The sequence below is a fragment of the Fibrobacter sp. UBA2449 genome (assembly GCF_002342555.1).
Taxonomy (GTDB): Bacteria; Fibrobacterota; Fibrobacteria; order Fibrobacterales; family Fibrobacteraceae; genus Fibrobacter.
In genome coordinates this window covers 1-19124 of sequence record NZ_DDQF01000002.1, presented here as the reverse complement: position 1 = coordinate 19124, position 19124 = coordinate 1, and the positions used below count along the sequence as shown (strand labels likewise).

Sequence of the window (19124 nt, the reverse complement as noted above, 5' to 3'; positions counted from 1 at the left end):
GAAATAATGACCGAAATCGAGGAACAGGAAGATTACGAAGTCCGAATCGGCTCCTTCAACGGGCCGATGGACCTACTCGTGTACCTTGTCCAGAAGAAGGAAATGTCGCTGGACCAGATCCCGATTGCAGAAATCGCGGACGACTTCCTCGCATGGGTCAACAAGATTGGAGTGACCGACCTCTCGAAGGCGGGCGACTTCCTGTATATGGCGAGCCGCCTGATGGCCCTCAAGGTTCAGGAACTGCTCCCGGCAGAAGAACGCGACCCGGAACTTGTCGAGGAATACAACGCCGACCGCGAAAAACTGATGCAGGAAATGCTCGAGTACCAGCGCTACAAGCAGGTCGCCGGCGGGCTCCAGGACATGGAAGGCAAGAACTTCGGTACCTACAGTCGTGGCCGCCTCGAAAAAACGCAGAACGAAGAAGATACTCTTGCCGACGCGAACATCTGGCAGCTTTTCCGCGCCTACCAGAAAAGCCTCAAGACAAAAATTTCGGATACGGTCCACCACATCGAACTCGACTACGTGACCATCCAGGACCGGCAACAGGCGATAAACAACTACCTCTCGGTAAACGGACGCGCGCTCTTCGAGGAACTGCTCGACAACGACAGCCACCCGATTGTAGCCGCAGTGACCTTCATGGCGCTTCTCGAGATGATAAAGACCGACGAGGTGGTGTTCCGCCAAAGCGAACTGTTCGGCCCCATCTGGATTTACCGCAAGAAGAACAACCCGGACTACGCCGAAGAAATGGCGCACGAAACCGTTTTCTATTCGAAAGACCCGGACGTAAAGCCCGGACTCGTCGAAGAAATCCGCAACATGGCGCTGGCCCGCTCGCAAGCAGGCAGCGTGGGCGATATCGCCGCCGTGATGAAGGAAGCCGTGCTCTGGACGACCCGCGGGCGCGAAGTGACCGAGGAGAACCTGCAGGCCATGCTCGAAGGGCGCGAAGACCTGAGCGAAGTGCAGGAGAACCCGTTCGCCGAGATGATGAAGGAAGACGAGGCCGCCGAGGCGGCGATGTCCGGCGCTCCTGCCGAAACCGCACCAGCGGATGGTTCGACGGGCTCACCAACCGATGTACCGGTTGAAAGCGAGTCGCCGACAACCGAAACGGTTGCGGAATCTTCAGTAGAAATGGAGATGCCCGAACAAGTCGGGCATGACAATGAGAAATGGTTCGCCACGCCTACGGCTCACGATGACGTGAAAGAAGAACCGCAGCCGTCAGACAACATGAGCGACGAGGAATTCGAGGCGTTCATGAAGAAAGCCCAGGCGTTCTACGACACCCAGGCCGAGGAAACTCACTCAAACGAAGACATCGCCGGAGAATCCGGCGATGATGATGACGACTTCCCGTCCATAGAAGTGCATTCCGGCGAAAAATAATGCGACAAGGGAGGGTTTCGCACGGGTACCTTCGGTGCAAAAATTTAATCCCAGTTGATGCTCGGGGGCGGGTCCTTCAGGTCCTTGTTCTGCTTGGCCGCCTCAAACTTCTTTTCCAGGAGCTCGGCGCGGTTCTTCTGCGCTTCTTTCGCTGCGGCGAATTTCGCTTCCAAGTCGGAACTGCGGGATTTCTGTTCCTTGAGGAAATCGTCGAAGGACTTGACCTCCTTCTTGAATTCCTTATGGCTCAACACCTCGCCCGTATCGGCGTCCACGACGATTTCGCCCTTGCACATGGGGCATTCGATGGTAAGCGTCCTTACGGCCATAGAGCCCCCTAGTCCCTGCGCCCGCCGATAAGGCCTGCGCGGTACGCCCAGTAGAGCAACTGGAGAATCGAGCTGATGGCAGCCGCCACGTAGGTAAGGCCCGCAGCAAACAGTACGCCCGAAACCGTATTGTATTCGCGTCCCTGTGCCACGACGTCCATGCGGGCAAGCGCCTTCTTCGCACGGCTAGAAGCGTCGAATTCTACAGGTACCGTCACGAGGGTGAACAGCGTGGTTGCCGCAAACAGCAACACACCGACAAGAGCGACAGGATGACCAATCGCCTTCCCGAAACTCATGAGCATGATACCGATAATCACGAGCCACGGTCCGAGCGAGCTTCCCAAGTTTGCCACAGGGACAATAAACGAACGCAACCACATCGGGAAATACCCCTGCGCATGCTGGATGGCATGCCCCACCTCATGTGCGGCAACCCCCGCGGCGCTAGCACTGCGCCCGTGATAAACTTCGCGGGAAAGGTTGAGCGTCTTGTTGAGAGGGTTGTAGTGGTCCGAAAGGAACCCCTGGTGTTCAAGCACCTTCACGTCGGTGATGCCTGCGTCCATGAGAATAGCCTTCGCCACGTCGGCACCGGTAAGCCCGCTCGAAATTTTCACTTTCTGCCCCGCATTGAAGCGGACCTTGACCAGCAGCGAGACACCGCCCGAAAGGGCGAGCGTCACCACGAGAATCATCATGTATAAAGGATCGAAATACATCTGAATTCCTTTTGATAAAGTTTTACACCCTAAATGTATAAAAACAAAGCCGGAAAAGGTAGTTTCCTATCCGGCTTATTCGCATTCCATCGAAAAAAGCTAGCTACATGTCACCGACGTCTATCTTCACCTTGTCGCGGATACGGGTCAGCAACAGCCCTATGACCATGTAGACGACAGCCTGAATGGCAAGCTGGTAGAGCTTGGGCGCCACATCGTAAATATCGGCCCCCATCTGCTCGATGGAGAGCCACGCCGGTATGGCAAAAGTGCTCGGCAGTATGTACGATATCGAGACCATCCACTGGGGCATCAGGTAACTGGGCCAACTGAAATTCGCAAGGAAGAGAATCGGGATGGAAAGGTACAGGAACAGCTGCATGCTGGATTCGCGACGCACAAATATCTGCGAGACCACCATGCCGAAGTTGATGACGGACGCCAAGAACACGATGGAGAAAACCACCATCGGCAACAGTTCCCCACGCCTCGGGAAATCGAACAGGTTGTAGACAATACAGTGGTAGAAGAGAATAAAGGAACAATAATGGACAAAGTAGGCAATGGAACGGCCAAAGTAGCGGTAGGGCACCGACTCGTTCTCGACGGGGCTGTCGCGGAACTTTTTACGGAAACGCCTGTGCGCACGCGAACCGCCGAGCACGCAGATGCCGATAATGAGCGACTGCTGCAAGATAACCACAAGAACACTCGGCACCACGTAGTTCGCATAGCCGCCGGTGCTGTTGAACAACGTCTGAATGCTTATCGGGAAGGGATCGCGCATGGCAATCGCCTTGGTGGAGGGAACCTTCTTCGAAAGCGCGATCTGCTTTACCTTGTTTGTCGCGCCCACTGTCAATGCGCAAGTGGAGAACGCCGTCCCAATGGCGCCATGGAACATGGCATAGGCCCCATGCGTAAAGATGTTTACCGTCACCTGGTGCTTGCCGCGAATATCCTTCTCCATGTTTTCGGGAATGACCATGAACCCGTAAATCTCGTCGCGGGCCATCGCCTCCTCGGCGAGCCGCATTTCGGGATAGATGGATTTGACTTCGATTTGCTGGGCTGCGGACGCCATGCGAATCAGGTCGCGGGACATGGACGTGTTGTCGAGATCGACGACGGCTACGGGAACCTTCGATACCGTCTGGTAAACGTAGGGCACCGGATAGTAGAAAGCATAAATGAGGCCGGCCACCACGAGCAGGAGCACCGCGGCGGGGTCCGTATAAATCAACTTCCATTCGGCGAAGGCAACTTTCCAGAGGCGCTTGATCATGCTTGAGCCTCCGCATTCTTGACTTCTTTCATCTTGGCTTCACGACGCAGGTGCTGTTTCCAGCGCATCGACATGAGGAGCGCACCGAGCACATTCCAGAACACCGCCATCCCGATAAGGATTTTCATGCTCTCCCACGCAGGGGCCATATCCACATCGCCAAGGAGCATCGTCGATTGAATCATGAGCACATGCGTCAGCGGAAGTATGAACGCGAAGCAGCGCACGGCAAAGGGCATCGCCATCACCGGGAAAGTCTGGCCCGCAAAGGCGAACGCGGGGCTTCCGATAATGCCTGCGGCACCTGTCGCCATTCTCATGATGCCGAACACGCCCACAAAAACAATTCCCGCGCCGGAACACGCGAATATCATGAACAGCTGGGCCGCAGCCGACATCACGAATTCATCGAAGGTGAGCGGAGCCAGCAACCTGTGGCAGTAAGCATAGCAGCCGACGGTTTCGAGCCAGAGCACGATGTTCATCGGGAACACGCTAGCCACCCACAAGGTAAGGCGCGAGCCGCCCGCATAGCGGATCATCTCGGTCACGCGGTGGTCTCGAAGCGGGAACGAGGTCACGTACACCCCGACAATCATCGCAGCGAGATGGAAAATTGCAGTCACGAGGCCGAACGCGAGGAATCCCTGGTAATTGCTCTTGAGGTTCCCTACCGAATGGATTTGCACCTTCACGGGGTCTTCCATCTGGGCGGTAAAGAGTTCGCTGCCTGCAGACGCAAGCACGGAGCGGATTTCCTTGGTCGCGAACATGTTGGTGAGGTAATTCTGGCCGCTAGAATATACGGGAATGACAGGCGCTTCGAGGCGGAGCGCCCGGCGTTCCAGGTCGTTGGGGAACACGAGGAATCCCTGCAGGTCACCACGGACAACCGCATGCTCGCATTCGCTCATGTCCGTGCAAATCATCTTGATGTCGAGCACCGGACTCGAACGCAACTTCATTTCGAGCTTATCGGCAAGCTGGCTATCGTCCTGCTTCACGATCCCGATAGGCACGTGTTGCACAATCTGCGACGAGAACATCCCTATCGTAAAGAGGGATACGCCAATGGGCAACACTACAAGAGTCATCCACAACACGATATTGTGGCTGAAATAAATCTTGCGGATGGTGTTCAACAGGCCATTCAGAATCATGGCGCGACCGGATTACTTGATGGAATCGGCAGAAAGGAGAACGCTCATACCGGGGCGAAGGTTCTCGACCTTTGCCGTCGGGCGGAGGCGCACCTCGAACGTCTTGAGATCGAACCCGCCGCTTTCCTTGGAACTGCGCCAGGTGGCATAGTCGCCCACGGAAGCGATGTAGCTCACTTCCATTTCGACATCCTTGTCAAGGGCCGGAATACGGAGCACGAACTTCTTGCCCTTCGAGACATTCTTGAGCATGTCTTCGCGCAGGTGGAATACCGCCCAGGCGTCGTCCAGGTCGGTGACGGCGATGACGGGCATGCCGGAACCGACAACTTCGCCTTCCTCGGCAAGCTTGAGCGAGACTTCGCCGCTGATGGGGCTACGAATCTTGGTTTCTTCGAGGTAAGCGTCGACTTCGGCGGTGGCACCGCGGGCCTGCATCACGAGCGCATTCGCAGCGGCCTTGTCTTCGCTGCGGGCACCGGCCAGCGCCTGGTTATACTGGGCTTTCGCGGCATCGGCAGCGGACTGGCTCGCCTTCATCTGGGTTTCGGCCTCGTCGCGCTTCTGGAGCGGGAGCACGCCCTCGTTAAAGAGTTTCTGCACGCGGTCGTAGGTGTTCTTCGCAAGCGTCGCCGCATCCTGGGCGCGGTCGGCCATCGCCTTGAGCGCTGTAATGTCTTCGCTTCGGGCTCCGTTGCGGGCCTTGCTCGCCTGGGCGCGTGCGGCACCGAGGGCACCCTGGGCCTGCATCTTCTTCGCCTCGATTTCCGGGCTGGAGATAACGGCTACGATGGAATCCTTCACGACCAGGTCGCCCTCGTGCACGAACAGCCGTTCGATGCGGCCGGGAACCTTCCCGGCCACGAGCACGCGCCGCGCTTCCATCTGCCCCTGCAAGAACTGTTCACGCGGGGCAGTCGCAAACTTCTGCAACTGCATGACGCCCAAAACCACGAGCACAATCAGGCCCGCGACAACGATAACCTTTCCGAGAGTCTTAAGCACGTTCATTATTTAGCCTCCGAATTTTCAGCCGAAGATTCCTTTTGTTCATTCTCTGCAGGCGCCGTTTCAGCCTGCTTTGCGCCTTCCTGGGCCGGAGCCTCCGGTGCAGCCTGCATATCGGCAGGAGCAGCCGGTGCAACCGCATCTGCCGTGGCAGCCGTCGTATCTGAGGCAGGTTCCGCAGCGGGCTCCGCAACAGGTTCAGCCTTTTCCACAGGGCGGGTCGCATTGAGCATCGTTCCCGCATCGGCCACCTCGCCCGACGCTTCCAGAAGCCCGAGCCAGGCGACAACCGCATCAAAATGCGCCTTCAAATCGCCCACCTGCAAGCGGGCAAGTGCAAGTTCCGCATCCACCACGTCAAGGCCGGTCGCAAGGCCCGCCTCGTAAGCGCGGGTCTGGCTGCGGAGGGCTTCGTCGGCAAGTTCGCGGGTCTTCGCAAGACTTGTCAGACGGCCCCTTGCATGTTCCAGTTCGCGCCAGCGCTTTTCGACAAGCAAATTGATATTGTCGAGCGTCTGCTCTTCCTTGCTCGAAAGCGAACGTTCCATGGACTTCGCGGAGCTCACCTTGGCACGGGATTCCTTGCCCCCCAGAATCGGGAGGTCCCACTGCGCTTTCGCGCCCACCGCCCATTCGGGCTCCAGAATCGTCAAATCCTTCGTGTAAAGTTCGCGGTAGCCAAACAGGGCGACCGTCGGGAACCAGTCGGCGCGCGCCGCGCGAACGGCATCCTGACTGCGTTTACGTTCCGTGCGCAACTGGCGAAGGCCCGGATGCTTTTCACGGGCAAGCTGCTTGAATTCTTCCATGCTACGAACCACCTCGGGAGCTTCCACCGGGGTTGTCGCCGTGATGCTCGTATCCGTCTTCAAGAGGCTCGCAAGCGCCATGCGGGCAAGCGACTGGTCACGCAAGGCATCTTCGTAGGCATTCTGCGCTTCGGCAAGGGCCACCTCGGCACGGAGGCGTTCGGCCTTGCTAATCTGGCCGCCCTCTTCCAGCTTCTTGGAACGTTCCAGGTGACCTTCGAGGTTCTTCATCGTCGTCTCGCGCATCACCGTGAGTTCTTCGGCAAGGCGGAGCGTGAAATACTTCGTCGCGACATCCATCAAGATGGTGTTCTGTGCCATGTCGAATTCGGCCTTGCGGGCGTTCACATTCTCCTTGGCGGCATCGTAGGCGGAATAAATCTTGAGGCCGGTAAAGATGGGCCACACGACCGTCACACGCGCATTGAAGAACAGGTCATCCTGCACCTTCATGCTAAAGTCGGTATCGCCAATCTTTTTCGAGGCCGATTCCCCATACGAATCGGCGGCCTGCTGGGCAAGGGCACCCACTTCGGGGCTCCCCATCACGCCGCTACGGATATCGCCCGCCTTCTGGTCGACCATGCTTTTCGCGGTCGCCTCGTCCAGTCCGTAAGCGTCCATCGTCTGCTTCACGGCATCGCCGTATGCCTTCTCGTAAGCCTTCTCGTACACGGAGAGATATGCCTTGGAATAGGCAGCGGCACTCGCCACCTCGCCAAGGGGTTCCTGCAGGCGGCTCAAATCAATCTTTATCGGCTCGTTAATCTTCGTGACCCCGGCAGAAAGGGACACCTTAGGTAAGAATCGGGAAAAAGCCTCGCTCTTGCCGCTCTCGGCCATTTCGACCTTGGCGCGTTCCGCCTTGATTTGCGAGTTGTTGGACTTCGCCATTTCGAGGGCGTCCTGCAGAGTAAGCGGGGTCGCCATGGCAGCCATGCTGAATAAACCAATATAGACCAAGCTCTTTTTCATAGCATGTAAAAAAATACAAATTTTCCAGCCAAAAATAACTCCGCTCATCCCGATAATCGCGCAGAAAATCAGAAAAAGAAGGAGGCCCATTTTTCGGGGCTTCCTCATAAAAACTTATGATTTCATATCAAAGGTTATTTCACGCCAGGGGTCGGCTCGGCGGCCTTCCAGGCCTTCGCTTCATAACCCATAGTGGTCACGTCAACGCGCTGCAGGCTGTAACCCAGGCCATCCGCTTCAGCAAGGCCATCCCAGCCATCGGAATAGAGGGTCGCGTCGTGCCAAGTATAAAAATACTTGACTATCGAAGGATCCAGGGCGTCCGTTTCCTTAGAATAGGGTTCCTTCACCGCAATCGTTTCACCGCGGTTAGAGAGCTTGCCGCTGTAGGTAACGATCTGAACCTCTTCCGGTATCTTGTAAATACTGCGGACAACATCCGCATTCCATGCAGAAATGCCAAACGACTCCAAATCAACGTCTTCGAGCACTTCCGGAATCAGGAGCATCAAGCCCTTCGCAGGGATTGTCGCATTCGAAGCGAATTCGAGGTTGATGCCTTCGACTTTCCAGCCCTTCTTTACGGAAGAACTGTAAAGGGAGACGGCGGCGTCCGAAGCATTTACGATTTCCATAAATTCAAACGGGACCTTGGTCTTGACCGTTGCCGGATGGTAATGGATTTCGTTGATGTAGAGAGAACCCACCTGGAGAGCAGAGTTCTTTTCGCCGGGGGTTGCTGCGGCAAGCGGCCCTTGTGCCGTAGAACCGTCGGAAAGGTCGACAATGCCGCTTGTCGAATTCGTCGCCGGGACCCAGATACTCGATTCGTCGCCTTCCTGCGGTCCGCGCAAGTAGAACTCGCCACCATCGGGAGCGACAATCAGTTCGGCGTCAAATGCCGTATTGGCATCAAGAACGAGATAACCCTTCGCAGGGACCGTGCCCTCCTTGATAGTAAGCTTGTCCCCGCGGCGCTTGACATCGAGCCTCCATCCCGTAATATCCACGGGCTCGTCCCCCGCATTATAGATTTCGACCCAGGAATCCTCGCCAATCTTGAAAGGCTTGATTTCGTTAATGCGCACTTTCGTCGGAACAACCCATTCGTCATTACCCACACCCGGGGTGCCTTTATCGACCTTGCTCGCCGCCCAAGAATTGGGCTGAGCCGCATTTCCGCCCACATAAACAAGCGAGCGTCCCTTGCCATCGGCAAGGCTCGGCCAAGGAGGTTCGTTGCTGAACGCGCAGCTAACGTCGCCTTCGCCGTCCACCTTCACGTTCACCACGTCACCCTCGTTCACGAGTTTCGCGGACGTTCCTCCAACCCACGGGCCAAAGAGCCTTCCCGCAAAGGTCGGGTACATCTTCCTGAATTCGGCAGTGTCGTTCGCGACCACCACGTACTCGCCCTTCTTGAGAGGCTCTCCGGGGAACGTGTAGTCCACGGCACCGCTCAGGTGGAGAAGGAAGTTCTGCATGTTATCCATGTCCATGCCGCTCGCGATGTAGATTTCCACCCATTCAAGGGGCGATGTATCAGGAGCATTGTACATAATTTCGGAGCAGGCCATCTGCACCTTCGCGCCGCTCGCTACCGAAGAGCTGGACTTTACCGTAGCTGCGGAACTGCTGTTCGCGCCAACGTCCCCACTGCTGGTGGGATTTTCCGTGCTGGTCGGTTCTGCAGCCGAACTTTCGGGCTGCGGGGCCGTAGGATCATCGGAGCAAGCCGAAAACGCACCGAGCACCGCGATGCAGGATCCTGTCAAAAGCCACTTTTTCATGTTCATAAGGGCCATCCTTTTTTAAAGTCCATGCCTTTAATAAAATACTTAAAAATTGCCAGCCAGTTTTGTCCAATACGGGGACTTGAACCGGCGAGGGTTCTCGTAAACGCGTTTCCATTCGGCTGCCGCATTACCGAATTTAGAAAATGCGGCGTGCTTGAGGTTCAAAAATCTTATCAGGTCGAACATCCAGTAAGGAACCTGTGAGCAAGGACACTTCAATTCGAGCACTGCATCGGCACCGGGCTGGAAAAACCTCGGGAGACCCGTCGAATGCATGTAGTGCGGGTCCACCGTATAGTCAAATCCATTCTCTTCGCGGAAGCGCATGCCCGTGTCGATAGTGACGCGGGAATATTCTTCACGGAGCCCGAACCAGGCGCGGCGCTTGTACTGCGTCAAAAGGCGCGGGTGCGCCCCGTAAAGTTCCGTCTTGTACAGGAAATCCTTGAGATACATGCGGTCCTTCTCGCCCTTGCAGGGCCATTCATCGGGTTTCATGTGCCAGACTTCGCCGGGGTTGATTCCCTTGATAGTCGCGCGACTCTTGTAGCAGATGCTCTTGATCTTGCGCTTGACTTCGAAATGGAACGTGCCGTCTTGTGCGGGGTGTTCACCATAAGTGCGGATACGCATGTTGAAGCGATCCAGGAGCTGCTTCTTTTTCCAGCCGAGGAACGTCCACTTCGGGGTGTCCAGGTAGAGGTTAGTAATCCAGTAGAAGCCACCCGGTGTAATTTTCGAGTAGTAGTCCTCCTCGCAGTACGGCGCAAGGAAGGCTCCAATCCGGTCCGCCCATTCGACGGGGATGTGGTACTTGAGCTCGAAACGCTCGAGGAGGCTAAAACCGCGGGCTTCTGCCATATTACTTCAGAGCCTCGCGCAGGTGGTTCACAACGCCCTCACGGGCAAGGATACCCGCATAGTTGAGCAGTTCAAGATAGCGGGCAAAGATATCGTATTCGAGCTTGACCGCCTTCATATCGCTTTCGAGCGCGCTTTCCTTTGCACGCAGGAGCAACAGCGGGTCGGAACCGGCATTGCGGGCAAACTGTTCCATGAAGCCGCTCGCGCCCACCTGCTCCACGAATTCCTTCTGCACCTTCCACTGGCCAATCAGCGCGAGCACTTCTTCGGTAAGGCGTGCCACCTTCTGGTTGATATCGCGCACGTCGGCGAGGTAGTCGCTCTCGGCATCGAGCTTTGCCACCTGTAGCTTGAGGTCGGAATCCTTACCGCTGTCAAAGAACGGCAGGCGGAAGGCCAGGTTCACGAAGAACTTGTCGGCAGTCTTCCTGTTGTCCTTGTCGGGGACGAGGACGCTGGCAAAGCCGTCGCAGTTCAAGGCGCTCACGCAACCCGTTTTCTTTTCGAATTCCGCCCTGTAGTCTGCGTAGGCACCCGTGCCATAAACATCATCGGCATACAGGTCCTTGTACTTTTCCATCAGGGATTCAATCTGCAGCGAATACCCGATACCGATATGCGAAATATAGTCGCGGCCCTTGCTCACGTCCTGCTTGGCCTGCGCCACTTCGCTGTCGCGCTTGCCGCGCGCCATGGCCACCAGCGGGAAGTTCTCGTTCACTTCCACGCCGTTAGAAAGGTTCTGGGCCAGCTCATCCATGGTCGGGAGGAACGAGGAATCGAGATCGACGCCTTCGAAGTCGGGCACCCAGATTTTCATCTTGAGTTCGGCATCGCGGAGCGCCGTGCTGTCCGAAAGCAGGTCAGCCTTGATGGTGGCGCTCTTTTCGAGCGTAGACATCAGGTCTTCGGCATTAAACGAGGCAGAACCCGACTTGAGGTGCAGCACCTCGATGCGGTCGGCGTTCACCTGCAGCAGCTGCTGATTGATGGCATTTATCTTCTTGCGCATCACGTAACGCACGCCGCGTTCGTAACGGTCGTAGAGCAACAGCGAACGTTCGACGCCGAACCTCGCCTTCTCGTAATTCCTTACGGCATCGGCCCTTTCCTTGTCGGCACTGCTTTCGCCAAAGGTCTTCGGGCTCATGCGCAGTTCAAAATCGTGCTTTGCAAAGCTGAACCCGTCAAGCTGGTAACGGAGTTCCAGCTTGTCCCAGAGTTTCGTATTCCGTTCGCCCGAGGTGGCCTCGGAACGCTTCTGCGCCGCTTCGTAGCGGGGGTCGTTCTTGGCCGATTCTACAAGCTTTTCCCATGTGAGCGGTTCCGCGAATACGGCAGCCGCAAGCATGGCGGGGAGGACTGCAATGCGTTTCATTACTTGTTCTCGTTCTTCTTGAGTTTCTTTCCGCTAGTTTCAGAAATGGTCACCATCTCGCCCAGCAGGAACGGATTGTTTTCGGGAATCTTGATGGTCACTTCACGGCCGTAGACCGGCATCTCGGGCATCTTCCACATGCGTTCCGGGAAAGCAACGATACGGCTCGAAAGACCGACGACCTCGCCCACCACGGCCTTGCCCGTACCGGCAAGCGTAGTGACCTTCACGGCCTCGCCCAGGTCCATGTTCTGGTAAATCTGTTCGTTGATGTAGCCGCGCACGAGCGTCGGGGACTTGTGAGCAAGCGTCACGATAGGAGCAAAGCTGGATACCTTCTCGCCGTCACGCACGTTCACGTCACCCACGACCCAGTCTTCCTTCGCAATCTGGATAAGTTCTTCTTGCTGCTTCTGCATTTCCTCAAGTTCCTTCTTGAGGTTCTCGGCTTCGTTCTTGCCGCTCGCCTTCTGGAGCTTGCTGCTACCGCGGAGGAGGGCAATCTGCTCGTTCGCGCTCTTGGTGGCAAGGGCGAGCTCGTTCTTGAGGCTCTTGATGCGCATCGCCATCGCGTCGTTGCCGTCGCTCTGGGACTTAGAGTTCGAGAGGCTCTTGAGCTTTGCAGAAATCGCCTTGTTGCTCTGGTATTCCGATTCGAGGTTGCGGATTTCGGCGGTGAGCGTCAGGCGGCGGGTTTCGAGGTTCGCCTTCACGTCGGCCACCTTCTGGTCGATTTCGGCGGAACTCAGGTTGCTGCGGCCTTCGAGAGCGTCAATCTCGCGGGTAAGTTCGGCAATGCGGAGGGTCAGGTCGGGGCGGTTGATCTGGACAATCGTATCGCCCGCATGGATTTCCTGACCGGGAACCACGTGCACCTTCACAATCTCGGTAGCGGAAGGCACGCTGATGATGGTTTCGCTAGCCTCGGCGATACCCCTGAACATGGCGACCTTGCCCTGGTAGACGACACCGAGCACCACGGCGATGATGACGCACAGGATCCAGGCGATGGAGAGCTTGTGACTGTAAACGTAGGCCACGCCCGCATTGTTCTTGTGGGTGTTCCAGAAGTTGTCGAGGAGATCTTCAAGCTTGTTCATTCCCGACCTCCCCTACATTTCCGTGGTAGCATCTTGCATCATGAACTGCACGTCCGAGATGCCATCGAGCTTTGACAGTTCGTTCAGGATTTCAGCGGCGGGTTTTGTGGCCCGCAAGCGCACCTGGTAGGCGACATCGAGGCGGGAACCGCCATCGACTTCGCGCATGGTAATCAAAATAAACGTCTTGAGGCTCGTCTTCATGATATGTTCGACCTGTTCGCGGACCGGGCCTTCGTTGGGGAGGGCGAAACGAAGCATGCCATCAAAGAAGTGCTTGGTGCCGAGACCCGTGCGCGAAAGGAGGAAAGCCACACAGCAGAAGGCGACCGTACCGCCGGCAGCGGCACCCCACGCATACACGCCACATCCGATACCCGCGCCCAGCGAGGCGAATATGAACATGATATCGCGCGGGTCCTTGAAACTCGTGCGGAAGCGGACCACCGAGAGTGCGCCCATCATGCCGAGACCGCGTCCGACGTTATCGCCGATGGCCTGCATGATCATCGCAGCCGCGACCGAGCTCAGGACGATGCCCTGGACGAAGTTGCGGGAATAGGAAAGGCCGAGGAACGTCTTTTCGTACGTCCAGCCAATCATGGAAGAGAGGATAAAAGCCAAGGTTAGCGTATAGATCAACGTGATAATCGTCGCGTTGGTCGTACTGGATTGGACCGCAAGAAGGTCAAGCATGTTGGACTCCGTATAGGTTTGCTATTTGTCCCCATAATCTACTTAAAAAATGCCGTTTTTAGAGCAATTTCATGTAAAAATGGGTCAACAAAGAGCCATTATAATAACGTTTCATCCGAAAAATAGATAAAAACTCCCGAAATTCCTTGTAAAGAAGCGTTAATAAAGCATTCTCCGTTGTAAAAGAGAACATCAAAAAAGGGCATTTTTCCGGAACTGTTCGTTCCACAAAAAAAGATGGCCGCAAGGCCATCTTTTTTTCAAATCCAAGATTTGAGGAAGAATTACTTCTTCAGGAATTCATTAATTCCAGCCGCGGCTCTGCGACCCTCACCCATGGCGAGAATCACGGTTGCGGCACCCAGCACGATGTCACCACCGGCGTAGACCTTTTCCATGAAAGTCTTGTTGGCGGTTGCATCTTCGAGAAGGATGTGACCCTTCTTGTCGACGGAGAGTTCCGGCGTGGTGTTGCTGATAAGCGGATTGGAACCGTTACCGATAGCAACGAGCACGGTGTCGCATTCGATTTCGAAGCTTGCACCTTCGACCTTGACCGGACGCGGACGGCCCTTTTCGTCGGGTTCGCCAAGTTCGTACTTGTCGACGAGCATGCCGCGCACGTGACCGGCTTCGTCGCCAAGGATCTTGGCCGGGTTCTGCAAGACACAGAATTCGACACCCTCTTCCTGGGCATGGAGAACTTCTTCCTTACGGGCCGGAAGTTCGTTCATGCTGCGGCGGTAAACGATGCGGACCTTTTCAGCACCCAAGCGGAGAGCCATACGGGCAGCGTCCATAGCGACGTTACCACCACCGAGAACGACCACGTTCTTACCGGGCCACATCGGGGTATCGGCGTGTTCCTTGTCGTAGGCGCGCATGAGGTTAGCGCGGGTCAGGTATTCGTTAGCGGCGAACACACCGACGAGGTTTTCACCTTCGATGTTCATGAAGAGCGGGAGGCCAGCACCGGTACCAACGAAAACGGCATCGAAGCCATCCTTTTCAATCAGGTCCTTGAGCTTGCGGGTACGACCGATGACAAAATTTGTCTCAAACTTCACGCCCATGGCTGCGAGAGATTCGATTTCGTTGTCAACAATCTTCTTGGGCAAACGGAATTCAGGAATGCCGTAGCGGACCACGCCACCGAGCTTGTGGAAAGCTTCGAAGATGGTCACGTCGTGGCCTTCGCGGCGCACGTCGGCAGCGACAACCAGACCGGCAGGACCGGAACCGATAACGGCAACCTTCTTGCCGGTAGCGGGCTTGACGGCCGGCACGGAAGCACCACCGTTGTTGCGTTCGTAGTCAGCAGCAAAGCGTTCCAGGCGGCCGATAGCCACAGCCTGGTTCACGTCCTTGTGCATCTTGCCCATGGTGCAGTTCATCTGGCACTGGCGTTCCTGCGGGCAAACACGGCCGCAGATTGCCGGGAGCAAGCTGGTTTCCTTAATCTTTGCGATAGCGGCCTTGAAGTCACCTTCAGCAATCTTTGCGATGAAGGCCGGAATGTCGATGTGCACCGGGCAGCTTTCGACGCAAGGCTGGTTCTTACAAGCGAGGCAGCGGTTAGCTTCCACGATAGCCTGGGCTTCGGTGTAGCCCTGGGCCACTTCTTCCATCACGCGGGCGCGGTAGCTGGGTTCGAGCTGCGGCATCGGCTGGGCCGGAATAGCAGTCTTGTCCTTGGGCTTGAGCGGCTTCGGAAGGGCGTTAATCTTTTCAAGTTCCACCTTGGCGGCGGCGTCCAACTGTTCACGAGTCAAATGTTCAGACATTACTTGCTCTCCTTGGCCTTTGCGTCAGCCATCTTATCAATGTTGCACTTGTGGCCGTCATTGGCACCGAAGCGGTGCAAGGCTTCCTGTTCCTGGGGCTTGAAGGCGCCCATACGCTGGAGCATGTTGTTCCAGTCGACTTCGTGGCCGTCGAATTCCGGGCCATCGACGCAGACAAACTTCGTCTTGCCACCGATAGTCACGCGGCAGCCACCGCACATGCCGGTCCCGTCCACCATGATGCTGTTGAGGCTCACGACGGTCTTCACGCCGTAGGGCTTGGTGGTGAGGGCGCAGAACTTCATCATAACCGGAGGACCGATGGCGAGCACCATGTCGGGCTTGCCCTTCGTGTCTTCGCAGAGTTCCTTCAGCGGTTCGGTCACGAGACCCTTGCGGCCGTAGGAGCCGTCGTCGGTCATGAAAATGATTTCGTCGGCGAGGGCGGTCATTTCTTCCTTCATGAGGAAGAGGCTCTCGTTACGGGCACCCATGATGATGGTGACCTTGTTGCCGGCCTTCTTCATGGCCTGGACAATCGGGTGCATCGGGGCAATGCCCACGCCACCGCACACGCAAACCACGTGGCCAAAATTCTCGATGTGGGTCGGGGAACCCAGCGGGCCCACGAGCACCGGGATATCGTCACCGACTTCGAACTTGGAGAGTTCGGTGGTGGTCTTACCGACGGTCTGGAAAATCAGGGTGATGGAGCCTTCAGTCGTGTCGGCATCGGCGATGGTGAGGGGCACGCGTTCGCCGTTGTCCTTGTTCGTCTGGAGGATGATGAACTGGCCGGCCTTACGCTCTTGGGCGATCAGCGGGGCCTCGACGCGGAATTGGAATACCGCAGGAGATAACTGTTTTTTAAAGAGAATTTTTGCCATAGTGGCACAAAAAATAGAAAAAAGGCACCCCGGACGAGGTTACCTTTTTAATAAAATGATGTTCCAAAGCGGGCAAAAAGAGCCCGAACGGGCTACTCGTCCTTGATACAGCGGAGGTAGCAGCCGTCGTGCTTGTCACGAGACGTGCATTCTAGTTTTCCCGTTATATTGGAGGTTTCGTTTACAGAACATGCGATTGCTTTTTTGGGTTCGTTGACCCCGTTGCGTATGAGTTGCTGCGTCGTCCACCAGCAGGCTTCGCTGTTGAATGAACCTGGCGACGGAGAGTATATGTAGCTTCCGTACACAGTTGACGGCATCGTCCCGTATTCCTTGGAGAAAGCCAGCTTTTCCAGTTCTGATTCACTTGGAACATGCCAGCCCGAGGGGCATATTCCTCGCTCCGGGTAAACGATGTTCGCCTCGTTGTTTAAGTAGCTTGTGCCGCGATTAACCGGGGCAGTCCAGTGATAAAGGGATCCCTGGTCTTCGCAATCAGCGGCGTTGCTTGTATTGCTGGAACTGTTGTAGCACCACCATGCCTGATTGTGGTTGCCAGCGCCATCGCCATGGAAATTGAAGTTGTCTACCATGATTGTGGTGGTTCTCTTGTATTTGTCGCCGGGAATAAGGGCGTCCAGGATCCTGTATGACTTGGGCTCGCCACTTTCTCGGGAGTCAAGGATTGTGTCATAGACCCAAGCATCCCATTTATGTTCAAGAGTGTCAACGCAGCGATAATTCCACGTCAATAAACCACTTTTGTATCGGGTAAAAAGTTTAAAGGTTTCTCCGGTACAAACCTTTCCAACCTTACTTTCAGTATTTGTCATGCGGCGCCATTGGTATTGGCTGTTCGAGACATCGCACACAATGCTATCGGCGATTGTGTATGCTATTTCTTTGTTGCAAACTTTATTCGTCTCCTTTTCATACTGGGTAGCCGCGCGCCATTTACCGTCACTCGTACAAACGGAGTCGGCGTAAACAGAATCGTGAGAGGAATAGTATCCACATGCGCTTCCCAAGGCGATTTCGGAACTTGTAGCAAGACGCCAATAGTGTTGGCAGACATCGTATTTGCCGCAATCTGAATTAGTTCCGTCATATGCGCATATAAATTTATGCACTATCGTGTCTAGTCGGCTATTAAGATTGCCTCTGCACACCATCCCTGTTGCAATTTCACCGGCGTTGGCTGGGCGCCAGAAATATCCCGTTGATGAAAGATACAAGCAAGTCCATTCCCCAAACACGGAGTCTTTCATCTTATAGGAACAAACCTTGCCTGCAGCAATTTCGTACGCTGTAGCAACTCGCCAGTGATAATTCGAATAAGAATTGCTAGTACCATTACTATCATACCCACAAACATAGCCGTTCACAACGTTGTCTCCCACGCTTTCTGCAACTTTAGTATTGCAAGGCTTCCCTGTCGCAAGTTCTTCTTCGGAAGCCGTACGCCATTTCAACGTTTGGTCCTTGATAAGGCATGTATAGCCATTCTGTACACGGGTGCTGTCCATATTCCTCCTGGTGCAGAATGCGTTATTCGCCTTCTCTGCCTCGGACTGTTTTCGCCAGTTATAAACGGCTCCAGAACCAGGGTTGGTATGTACACAGGCATAACCGTTCACGAATGTCGAGTCGATATCCTTGTTGCAGAATTTCTTTGTCACGAACTCAGCCTCCGATATGGCGTTCCACTTGCCGCCGGAACAATACCAATAGGCACTATCCGACGTCATTTGCATCTCGCCATCCCTGTCTGTCGTGCAGAACCCAAGTTCGAACACCTCTCCCGTGATTTCGGTCCAGGAGCCGCTTTCGCAAGCATAAAAGTGCTCATTGTCGAGTTTTTTGCGTTCTCCCTCGCGACCTTCGGTACACACGACGCCCAGTCCGAAAGTAACTCCGTCCGTTTCCACCCATGTGTTTCCGGAACACATGTAATAAGAGCCAGATTCTGTTTTCTTCAGGGTGCTATCCGCGACATCCTCGCTGCCGCATACGCCAATTTCCTCTTCGAGTTCACTCAGCTTATCCCAGGAGCCGTCCTTGCCATTGAAATGGCAGACGTAAGTCCCCGCTTTCTTGGTAGAGGCCACTTCCATGTTCCGCTTTTCGGTACAGAGTTTGAGTTCGTAGGCAACGGAATCGATTTCAATCCACTGTTTGCCGCTACAGACGAAATACTCGCCGGACTTGGCCTTGACGTATTCATTCTCGCGCTTTTCGGAACATTCCTTGAGTTCGAACTGCGTCTCGGTGATCTTGTTCCACGAGCCGGCCTTGCACACGTAGTATTCGGTCGACTTCCCGCCCTTGTACTCCTTGAACTGGCCTTCCATCTTGCCGGTGCAGAGGCCGAGTTCCGTATCCAGGGCGGTCGCCTTGTGCCAGCGCTTCGCCGTGCAGGCGTAGCCCGCGCCGTAGTTTTCGCTCTTCTTGTTGCTGTTCTTCTCGATGGTGGATTCCAGGCTGTCGGTGCATGCGCCGAGGCCGTATTCATTTGTCCAGAACGCATAGAGCGCCGATTCGAAGTCGGGGACGGCCGCCACGAGCTTCATCGCCTTCACGTTCTCGCGGATCGCGGCGAAGTTGTCGGTGCTGTCGACTTTCGAGGCCCAGTCAGCGAAGGCGGCGGTCGCTTCCGCGCTGTCGAGGCCGCCGGTCGAACCGAAGAACTCCTCGATTCCGCCGAGGAGGATGCCGAACTTGCTCGCCGAGAGGTCTCCCTGCAAAAGGATGGAGGCGAAAAGCAGGGCCTGGCCTGCAGAAGTCGTGTCGGAGAGGCTGAGCGCGGTCGCGGTCAGGTCGTCGTCGCCCTTGCCGCCGAACACGGAAAGCAGTTCCTTCGTCGCGCGCTTCTTCGCGGCGGGGACGTTGAACTTTTCCTTTAATACGAGGTGCTTCGCGCGGGCGTA

The 19124-nt window shown here is 55.7% G+C and carries 15 protein-coding genes; 1 reads left to right on the top strand and 14 read right to left on the bottom strand.

Annotation, left to right across the window (positions count from 1 at the left end; all coding sequences use genetic code 11):
• The first annotated feature begins 6 nt into the window (after positions 1 to 6).
• The gene (locus B4B27_RS00175) at positions 7 to 1404 is read left to right on the top strand and encodes a segregation and condensation protein A (protein ID WP_290722549.1); all 1398 of its coding nucleotides are present in this window, start codon (positions 7 to 9) and stop codon (positions 1402 to 1404) included.
• Between the two features lie 44 nt (positions 1405 to 1448).
• Here B4B27_RS00175 and B4B27_RS00170 read toward each other — a convergent pair whose 3' ends face one another.
• The 14 genes from B4B27_RS00170 to B4B27_RS00105 all read right to left on the bottom strand — a co-directional run.
• On the bottom strand, positions 1449 to 1733 hold the full coding sequence (locus B4B27_RS00170) for a hypothetical protein (RefSeq protein WP_072809059.1): 285 nt from the start codon (positions 1731 to 1733) through the stop codon (positions 1449 to 1451).
• Positions 1734 to 1741: 8 nt separating this feature from the next.
• On the bottom strand, positions 1742 to 2455 hold the full coding sequence (locus B4B27_RS00165) for a zinc metallopeptidase (protein ID WP_173364921.1): 714 nt from the start codon (positions 2453 to 2455) through the stop codon (positions 1742 to 1744).
• A 103-nt stretch (positions 2456 to 2558) separates the two neighbouring features.
• On the bottom strand, positions 2559 to 3740 hold the full coding sequence (locus B4B27_RS00160; protein WP_290722548.1) for an ABC transporter permease: 1182 nt from the start codon (positions 3738 to 3740) through the stop codon (positions 2559 to 2561).
• Positions 3737 to 4900 carry an ABC transporter permease gene (locus tag B4B27_RS00155; protein WP_290722547.1) on the bottom strand — a complete coding sequence of 388 codons (1164 nt, stop codon included), beginning with the start codon at positions 4898 to 4900 and terminating at the stop codon, positions 3737 to 3739. The genes B4B27_RS00160 and B4B27_RS00155 overlap by 4 nt, the downstream gene beginning before the upstream one ends.
• A gap of 12 nt (positions 4901 to 4912) precedes the next feature.
• Positions 4913 to 5911, bottom strand: a complete 999-nt coding sequence (locus B4B27_RS00150; RefSeq protein WP_173364923.1) for an HlyD family secretion protein — start codon at positions 5909 to 5911, stop codon at positions 4913 to 4915.
• The gene (locus B4B27_RS00145; RefSeq protein ID WP_290722546.1) at positions 5911 to 7692 is read right to left on the bottom strand and encodes a TolC family protein; all 1782 of its coding nucleotides are present in this window, start codon (positions 7690 to 7692) and stop codon (positions 5911 to 5913) included. Before B4B27_RS00145 ends, B4B27_RS00150 begins: the two co-directional genes overlap by 1 nt.
• Before the next feature lie 134 nt (positions 7693 to 7826).
• Complete coding sequence (locus tag B4B27_RS00140) at positions 7827 to 9488, bottom strand: lamin tail domain-containing protein (RefSeq protein WP_290722545.1); 1662 nt, start codon at positions 9486 to 9488, stop codon at positions 7827 to 7829.
• A gap of 42 nt (positions 9489 to 9530) precedes the next feature.
• Complete coding sequence (locus tag B4B27_RS00135; protein WP_290722544.1) at positions 9531 to 10349, bottom strand: polyphosphate polymerase domain-containing protein; 819 nt, start codon at positions 10347 to 10349, stop codon at positions 9531 to 9533.
• Position 10350: 1 nt separating this feature from the next.
• The gene (locus B4B27_RS00130) at positions 10351 to 11730 is read right to left on the bottom strand and encodes a hypothetical protein (RefSeq protein WP_290722542.1); all 1380 of its coding nucleotides are present in this window, start codon (positions 11728 to 11730) and stop codon (positions 10351 to 10353) included.
• Positions 11730 to 12830: an HlyD family secretion protein gene (locus B4B27_RS00125; protein WP_290722541.1), complete on the bottom strand. Its 1101-nt coding sequence runs from the start codon at positions 12828 to 12830 to the stop codon at positions 11730 to 11732. The genes B4B27_RS00130 and B4B27_RS00125 overlap by 1 nt, the downstream gene beginning before the upstream one ends.
• Before the next feature lie 12 nt (positions 12831 to 12842).
• A complete protein-coding gene (locus tag B4B27_RS00120) occupies positions 12843 to 13526 on the bottom strand; it encodes a DUF4956 domain-containing protein (protein ID WP_290722540.1) in 684 nt (227 codons plus the stop codon).
• Positions 13527 to 13810: 284 nt separating this feature from the next.
• Positions 13811 to 15310, bottom strand: coding sequence for an NADPH-dependent glutamate synthase (gene gltA / locus B4B27_RS00115; protein ID WP_073323109.1), 1500 nt, complete (start codon positions 15308 to 15310; stop codon positions 13811 to 13813).
• The gene (locus B4B27_RS00110; RefSeq protein WP_072809080.1) at positions 15310 to 16197 is read right to left on the bottom strand and encodes a sulfide/dihydroorotate dehydrogenase-like FAD/NAD-binding protein; all 888 of its coding nucleotides are present in this window, start codon (positions 16195 to 16197) and stop codon (positions 15310 to 15312) included. Before B4B27_RS00110 ends, gltA begins: the two co-directional genes overlap by 1 nt.
• 92 nt (positions 16198 to 16289) lie before the next feature.
• A partial coding sequence (locus B4B27_RS00105; RefSeq protein WP_290722537.1) for a hypothetical protein occupies positions 16290 to 19124 on the bottom strand: 2835 nt, incomplete at its 5' end.